Source organism: Meiothermus sp. CFH 77666 (assembly GCF_017497985.1).
In the GTDB taxonomy this organism is placed as follows: Bacteria; Deinococcota; Deinococci; order Deinococcales; family Thermaceae; genus Meiothermus.
Genome location: NZ_JAGDFV010000065.1, coordinates 1 through 1,152 on the forward strand (window position 1 = coordinate 1; position 1,152 = coordinate 1,152).

A 1,152-nucleotide genomic window follows, 5' to 3' on the forward strand; every position below is an offset into this window, starting at 1 on the left:
AGGCTTTTATCATAATCACATATGAAAGCTGTCTCCATCCCCAGTCCGTTGCCGTATCTAGCCCAGATACCCGATTCCCGCGAGTACTTGAAAACCCATCATCGCTGGCAAGACCTGCTGCTGATCTGCTTGATAGCGGTGGGGGCTGGGCGGCACAACATCCTGGCGATCAGCCAGTGGGTGAAAGACCATCGCGCTTTCCTGCTCAACCAGGTGGGTATCCGTACCCGCCTGGGCCAGCGGAAGCTCCCGGCGCAGGCGACCCTCTACCGTTTCTTCCAGTCCCTCTCCGAGCAGCTCGACTCCCTACAAGCCGCCTTGCTTGGCTGGGCGCAGGAGGTATGGCAGGCTCTAGGCCAAAAAGGCCCTTTGCCCGTCGCTGCGGATGGGAAACACCTGCGAGGCACCCGCAGAATCCGGCAAGGGGAAGAGGCACTGGTCTTTTTGTCAGCTTTGGTTCAGGGGCTGGGGCTCTCCCTGGGCAGCCAGGCGGTTTCCGCTGGTGAGGCAGCGGCGGCGCAGGGACTGGTGGTACGCATGGAGGGGCTAGGGGTGGACTGGGTACTGACGGGGGATGCCGCTTTGTGCAACCCGGAGTTGGCTGCAGCGGTGGTGGAGCGAAAGGGGGGTATCTGTTCAGCGTCAAAGAGAACCAGGCGGAGCTCAAGGAACTGATCCAGTGGGCTTTTGCCCGCTACGAGGCCACGGATCATCATATCCGGCACCAGGTTCGGGGTGGAGAGGTCTGGACATGGCACCTGGAGGTGCTGCCCATGCCTGAGGCGGTAAGCGGTTGGCGGGGCTCGCAGATGGCCTTGCGGATGCAACGGAGGGTGGTGCGCAAGAATACCGGGGAGCTACGGGAGGAGACCACCTATGCGCTGACCAGTCTGCAGGCGTCAGCAAGGCAGCTTTATGCCCTGTGGCGGGGACACTGGGAGGTGGAGAACCGTCTACACCACAAGCGAGACACGGTGTTGGGAGAGGATGCCTCCCGCAGCCGCAAGGGGGCGGTGGGGCTGATGTACTTACGAGATGTAATCCTGAGCCTCTTGCACCTCAAAAAGTGGCCGGTGTTGCGCTCGGTTAGAAAGTTCTCGGCTAATCCCTATCCTCTACTCAAGCTAATCCGAGGGTTGTGATAAAAGCCTG

General features: G+C 60.7%; 2 protein-coding genes. Both read left to right on the forward strand.

Going from position 1 to position 1,152, the window contains the following annotated elements; genetic code table 11:
* Positions 1-21: 21 nt before the first annotated feature.
* Positions 22-675 (forward strand): transposase family protein, encoded by a 654-nt coding sequence (locus tag J3L12_RS16850; protein WP_243455345.1) that lies wholly within the window; start codon positions 22-24, stop codon positions 673-675.
* A 98-nt stretch (positions 676-773) separates the two neighbouring features.
* On the forward strand, positions 774-1,142 hold the full coding sequence (locus tag J3L12_RS16855) for a DDE transposase family protein (RefSeq protein ID WP_243455346.1): 369 nt from the start codon (positions 774-776) through the stop codon (positions 1,140-1,142).
* Positions 1,143-1,152: the final 10 nt, after the last annotated feature.

What these genes read in the sequence shown, in the direction of transcription:
- J3L12_RS16850 (WP_243455345.1), top strand. Translation starts at nt 22, where the DNA reads ATGAAAGCTGTCTCCATCCCCAGTCCGTTGCCGTATCTAGCCCAGATA.
- J3L12_RS16855 (WP_243455346.1), top strand. Translation starts at nt 774, where the DNA reads ATGCCTGAGGCGGTAAGCGGTTGGCGGGGCTCGCAGATGGCCTTGCGG.